The sequence below is a fragment of the Kitasatospora sp. NPDC059973 genome, from assembly GCF_042737525.1.
In the GTDB taxonomy this organism is placed as follows: Bacteria; Actinomycetota; Actinomycetes; order Streptomycetales; family Streptomycetaceae; genus Kitasatospora.
Window position 1 is genome coordinate 1 of sequence record NZ_JBHWUI010000297.1, and the last position, 5,256, is coordinate 5,256.

A 5,256-nucleotide genomic window follows, 5' to 3' on the forward strand; every position below is an offset into this window, starting at 1 on the left:
TTTTTTATATGAGACAGCCCGGTGGGGGTCGGCCGCGCGCCGTGCCGCGCGGCCGCCGTCGGAGGCGTCCGGGCCCCCGACGGCGGGGAGGATCGTCGTCCTGTCTTCGCTGTTCACCTGGGCACACTTCCTGTTCGGGCCGGCCGGTACGGGTGCCGACACCTGGGAGACCCCCCGGCGGCGCGCCGATAACAGAAAGTACGAACGAATTTCCGATGCTCCGGCCTGGGACCGATCGGGCCGGTCGGACCGGGGGGACCGAGGCTTCCGGAGCCTGTCAGCCGGCGGCGTCCGGCGCCATGGCGTAGGTCACGAACATGGTCCGGATGGGGACCTGACCGTCCGTGCCGCGGGCCCGGTGGCCGTCGTCGCCGGTGCTCCACCGGACGGCGTGCCGGCCGCGCCCGGCGGCGATCGCCCTGAGCCGGGCGAGCGGCGCCTCCACCGCAGCGCCGACCCGGACGTCCGCGGGGCATGACGGGCCGTCGGATCCCGTCCACTGGACGGTACGGCCAAGAACCCCGGCCGGCGCACTACGCGGTGGCGCAATCCCTCCGGCCACGCCCGGGGCGTGTCCTGCGATCCGGAACGGGCCGCGTCGCGGATGCTGGAGCCTCCCCGCCCGATCCGTTCGCCGGTCCGATCCGTGCCTCCCGCGTCCCGGTCGGCCCCGGTACCACCTCCGGCCCGCGCTCGGGTCCGGCCGGTTCTCGGGCCCGGCCGGTTCTCGGGTGCGATCGGCGCCGAGCCCCCATCGAGGAGCCCCCATGCTGCTCCGGCACCTGGCCCTGACCTCCCGCGCCGTGGCGGGCGAGCCCGGCCGCCGGGCCAAGACCACGCTGCTGGCGGACTGCCTGCGCGAGCTCGGCCCGGCCGAGGCCCCGGCGGCGGTGGCCCTGCTCTCCGGAGAGGCCCACCGGTTGCGCACCGGCATCGGACCGGCGGCCCTGCGCGTCCTGCCGCCCGCCGTCGCCGAGCCGTCCTGGGGCGTCCGGGAGACCGAGCAGGCCCTGGAGGCCATCGCCGCGGTGCACGGCCCGGGCGCCAGGGCCGAGCGGCAGCGGCTGCTGGCCGAGCTGTTCGGGCGGGCCACCGAGGTCGAGCAGGCGTTCCTGCGGGCGGTGCTGGTCGGCGAGCTGCGCCAGGGCGCGCTGGACGCGGTGGTGGCCGACGCCGTCGCCCAGGCCGCCGGCGTCCCGGCGGCGGCGGTGCGGCGGGCGCTGATGTTCCGGGGTTCGGCCCGCGCGGTCGCCGAGGCCGCGCTGACCGGCGGCGTGCCCGCCCTGGAGGCGTTCCGGCTGGAGGTCGGCCGCCCGGTCCGGCCGATGCTGGCCGCCTCGGCACCGGACGTCGCCGCCGCGCTCGACCGGATCGGCCCGGCCACGCTGGAGTGGAAGCTGGACGGCATCCGGATCCAGGTGCACCGGGACGGCCGGGACGTCGCGGTGTTCACCCGGAGCCTGGACGACATCACCGCCCGGGTGCCCGAGGTGGTCGAGGCGGCCCTCGCCCTGCCGGTCCGCTCGGCGGTGCTGGACGGCGAGGCGATCGCGCTCGGCCCCGACGGCCGCCCCCGGCCGTTCCAGGAGACCGCCGCGCGGACCGCCTCCCGGCAGGACCCGGACCGGCTGCGCGCCGAAGTGCCGCTCAACGCCTACTTCTTCGACCTGCTGCACCGCGACGGCGTGGACTTCGTGGACCGGCCTGGGCTGGACCGCTGGGCGGCCCTCGACGAGTCGGTGCCGGCCGCCCTGCGGGTGGCGCGCACCGGGACGGCGGACCGCGAGGCCGCCCTGGCCTTCTTCCGGGACACCCTGGCGCTGGGCCACGAGGGCGTGCTGGCCAAGGACCCCGCGGCCGGCTACGCGGCCGGCCGGCGCGGAGCCGGGTGGATCAAGGTCAAGCCCCGGCACACCCTGGACCTCGTGGTGCTCGCCGCCGAGTGGGGCAGCGGCCGACGGCACGGCTTCCTCAGCAACCTGCACCTCGGCGCCCGGGCCGCCGGCGAGCCCGGCCTCGGGCCCTGGGTGATGCTCGGCAAGACCTTCAAGGGCCTGACCGACGAGACGCTCGCCCGCCAGACCACCGAACTCCTCGCCCGGGAGGTCGAACGGGACTCGTACACCGTGCGGGTACGGCCGGAACTCGTCGTGGAGATCGCCTTCGACGGCGTCCAGCGCAGCCCCCGCTATCCCGCCGGGCTGGCCCTGCGGTTCGCCCGGGTGCTGCGCTACCGGCCCGACAAGAGCGCGGACGAGGCGGACACCGTGGCCACCGTCCGGGAGATCGCCGCGGCGGAGGGGCTCAGCGAGGCCGGACCCGTCTCGGAAGGGTGATGACGGTCGGTCAAACCGCCTTTGCCAGAGCTTTGTTCGGGTTGAGCGTGGAATCGGCCATTCTGCACGAGTATGGCGACGCACCCTTCGTGTGCGACAGAGCGACGGCTACGTTGGCGTGGACGGCGGGGGGCGGTCGGCCCGGGCGATCCGGTGCCACACCACTGAGAGGTGTCCGTACATGCAGGTGAGCATCGACCAGGACCGCTGCTGCAGCTCCGGCCAGTGCGTCGTCACGGCGCCGGAGGTCTTCGAACAGGACGACCACGACGGCCTGGTGAGGCTCCGTCTGACCGTTCTGCCGCCGGCGCGGTTCGCCGACGTGCGGCTGGCCTCCGAGCTCTGCCCGGGCGGCGCGATCACCGTCGCCGAGGAGGCTCCGGAGAGAGACCGGGAGCAACCGGGCCCCGCGGCCGGTTAGGGCCCGCCGCCGGGCCGGTGCTCCCGCCCGCCCCGGGCCGCCCGCCGTCCTCCTTGAGCGTCCGGCCTCCTTGAGCGTCCGCCCTCCTTGAGCGTCCGTCGCCCTCCTTGACCACCCGCCGGGCCCGACCGGTCCGGCGCCCCCACCGGCCGCCGCCCACGGCGGCCTTCCCCACGTCACCCGGCATCCGGTTCCCGGCCGCCGGACGGGCCCGCGTGTCCACCCCCCGGGGCCCGCCGCCCGTCCGCTGCCGCCCGCCCTGCCGCCCATCGCTCCGCCACGCGAGGAGACCCCACCTTGACGAGCACGCCCACCGCCCCCGCCCCCGCCCCGCTGCTGCCCGCCCCGCACGACGGCGTCTGCCCGTTCAGCCCGCCCCCCGTCTACACCGAGGCCGCCCGCGCGGGCACCGTCACCCGCGCCGCGCTGCTGGACGGCTCCTCCTGCTGGCTGGTGACCGGCTACCACGAGGTCCGCTCGCTGCTCTCCGACCGCCGTTTCAGCGCGGACGTCCGCCGTCCGGAGTTCCCGTCCTTCACCCCCGGCCGGCGGGCGATCCTCGCCGCCAACCCCAACTTCCTCCGCCTCGACGACCCCGAGCACTCCCGGCTGCGCCGCATGGTCACCGGGGACTTCCTGGTCAAGCGGGTCGAGGCGATGCGCCCCGAGGTCCAGCAGATCGTCGACGAGGCCCTCGACCGCATGACCGCGTCCGGTGCCCCCGCCGACCTGGTCGGCGACTTCGCGCTGCCGGTGCCCTCCCTGGTGATCTGCCTGCTGCTGGGCGTCCCGTACGAGGACCGGCAGATGTTCCAGGAACTCAGCCGCGTCCTGGTCAGCACCACGGTGGAGGAGGCCGAGGTGCGCCGGGCCCAGACCGAGCTGCTCGACTACCTCGGCGGCCTCGCCGCGCAGAAGCGGCGCCGCCCCGGCGACGACATCCTCAGCCGGCTCGCCGCCCGCGACGACCTCAGCCTCCGCGAGATCGCCGCCACCGGCATGCTGCTGCTGGTCGCCGGCCACGAGACCACCGCCAACATGATCGGACTCTCCACCCTCCTGCTGCTGCGCCACCCCGCGCAGGCCGCGCGGCTGACCGACCCGGCGGCCGTCCCCGGCGCGGTCGAGGAGCTGCTGCGCCACCTCACCATCATCCACATGGGGCTGCCCCGACTGGCGCTGGAGGACGTCGAGCTGGGCGGCGTCCGGATCCGGGCCGGCGACGGGGTTGTCGCGATGCTCTCCACCGCCAACCGGGACGAGGAGCTCTTCGGCGCCCCCGGCCACCTCCCCGCCGACGAGCTGGACGTGGACCGGGACGCCCGGCGCCACCTCGCGTTCGGCTTCGGCGTGCACCAGTGCCTGGGCCAGCCGCTGGCCCGGGCGGAGCTCCAGATCGCCCTCGCCACGCTCTTCCACCGGCTGCCCGGGCTGCGGCTCGCCGTGCCGGAGAGCGAGCTCACCTTCCGTTCGGACGCGTTCATCTACGGCCTGAAGGCACTGCCGATCGCCTGGTGAGACCCGCCACCGGAGCGGATCCACGCCCCGGAACGGGCATGACGCGGGCGCGGCCGGGCAGAAGGGGTGACGCAGGCACCCGTCCGGTCCGGCCGATCCGGTCGGCCGCGACCGCGGAGCCCGGTCGGCCCCGGCGCACGGGCTCCCGGGCTCGGTTGGCCGCGGCGCGGGCACCGAGGCAGGCTGGAGGGGCGAAGCAGGAGCCCGGCCCGGCGGCCGGCCCGCACCACGGCAGGCTGTGGTGCTCTCGGGCGACCCCGGCCGGCCGAGGAGACGGAGCCCGCGATGACCGATATGAGCGCACGGTCCGAGGTGAGCGTCGATCGGGAGGAGGACATCCGCGCGGCCGACCCCGAGGAGGGCATCACCTCGATGCAGAACCAGCACGCGCAGGACACCTCGCAGGCGGAGGGCGCACCTCTGGAGGAGCCCGAGGCGTACAGCTGACCTTCCAGGACGAAGGATCTCTGACCTTCCAGGACGAAGGATCTCCACGAGGCCGCCCGCCGGACGGGCGGCCTCCGCGACCGCGGGTGTCGCTGCCCGCTCGGCGGCGGCCCGGCGGGGAAGGATGGGCGCATGAGCGAGCAGCAGCAGAGCGCATCAGCGGCGCAGGGCGGACGGCCGACCGGGAGGCCCGGGGACCCGCGGGCGTCCTGGGCCACCTGGACCACTCAGTCGATCATCAGCGGACCGGGCGGAGTCACCACCGCCGAGGTCGGCCCGATCTCCGGTGACCTCACCGTGCACACCACGTGGGTGGACGGCGAGGCCCGGCTGACCGTGCAGTACACCGGGGCGCTGGACTGGTACACCGTGGCCGGCAGCCCCGTGCCGGCGACGGACGAGATCACGGCGCGGGCAATCCACCAGGCCATGGTCAACACCGTGAAGACCGGGCGCGGGGCCTCCGCCCCGCAGGCGCCCGGCGTCTGAGGCGCACACGGGGGTGACCCCGCTCCCGGGTGCCCGGGAGCGGGG

At 75.8% G+C, this 5,256-nt stretch carries 6 protein-coding genes; 5 read left to right on the forward strand and 1 reads right to left on the reverse strand.

The features are described 5' to 3' along the window. Positions 1-277 precede the first annotated feature (277 nt). Positions 278-445 carry a hypothetical protein gene (locus ACFWA9_RS38050; protein ID WP_352291964.1) on the reverse strand — a complete coding sequence of 56 codons (168 nt, stop codon included), beginning with the start codon at positions 443-445 and terminating at the stop codon, positions 278-280. A 322-nt stretch (positions 446-767) separates the two neighbouring features. Here ACFWA9_RS38050 and ACFWA9_RS38055 point away from each other — a divergent pair, with 322 nt between their 5' ends. From ACFWA9_RS38055 to ACFWA9_RS38075, 5 genes are all read left to right on the forward strand, one after another. Next, positions 768-2,336, forward strand: a complete 1,569-nt coding sequence (locus tag ACFWA9_RS38055) for an ATP-dependent DNA ligase (RefSeq protein ID WP_380393949.1) — start codon at positions 768-770, stop codon at positions 2,334-2,336. Between the two features lie 181 nt (positions 2,337-2,517). Further along, positions 2,518-2,757, forward strand: a complete 240-nt coding sequence (locus ACFWA9_RS38060) for a ferredoxin (protein ID WP_380393951.1) — start codon at positions 2,518-2,520, stop codon at positions 2,755-2,757. 297 nt (positions 2,758-3,054) lie between these two features. Continuing rightward, positions 3,055-4,275, forward strand: coding sequence for a cytochrome P450 (locus ACFWA9_RS38065; RefSeq protein ID WP_380393954.1), 1,221 nt, complete (start codon positions 3,055-3,057; stop codon positions 4,273-4,275). Positions 4,276-4,560: 285 nt separating this feature from the next. Next, the gene (locus tag ACFWA9_RS38070; protein WP_352291956.1) at positions 4,561-4,722 is read left to right on the forward strand and encodes a hypothetical protein; all 162 of its coding nucleotides are present in this window, start codon (positions 4,561-4,563) and stop codon (positions 4,720-4,722) included. Between the two features lie 132 nt (positions 4,723-4,854). Continuing rightward, positions 4,855-5,211, forward strand: a complete 357-nt coding sequence (locus tag ACFWA9_RS38075) for a hypothetical protein (protein ID WP_352291954.1) — start codon at positions 4,855-4,857, stop codon at positions 5,209-5,211. Positions 5,212-5,256 lie beyond the last annotated feature (45 nt).

Excerpts from the sequence above, each read along its gene's own strand:
- ACFWA9_RS38060 (WP_380393951.1), top strand. The coding sequence starts at position 2,518 with ATGCAGGTGAGCATCGACCAGGACCGCTGCTGCAGCTCCGGCCAGTGC.
- ACFWA9_RS38075 (WP_352291954.1), top strand. The coding sequence starts at position 4,855 with ATGAGCGAGCAGCAGCAGAGCGCATCAGCGGCGCAGGGCGGACGGCCG.
- ACFWA9_RS38055 (WP_380393949.1), top strand. The coding sequence starts at position 768 with ATGCTGCTCCGGCACCTGGCCCTGACCTCCCGCGCCGTGGCGGGCGAG.
- ACFWA9_RS38070 (WP_352291956.1), top strand. The coding sequence starts at position 4,561 with ATGACCGATATGAGCGCACGGTCCGAGGTGAGCGTCGATCGGGAGGAG.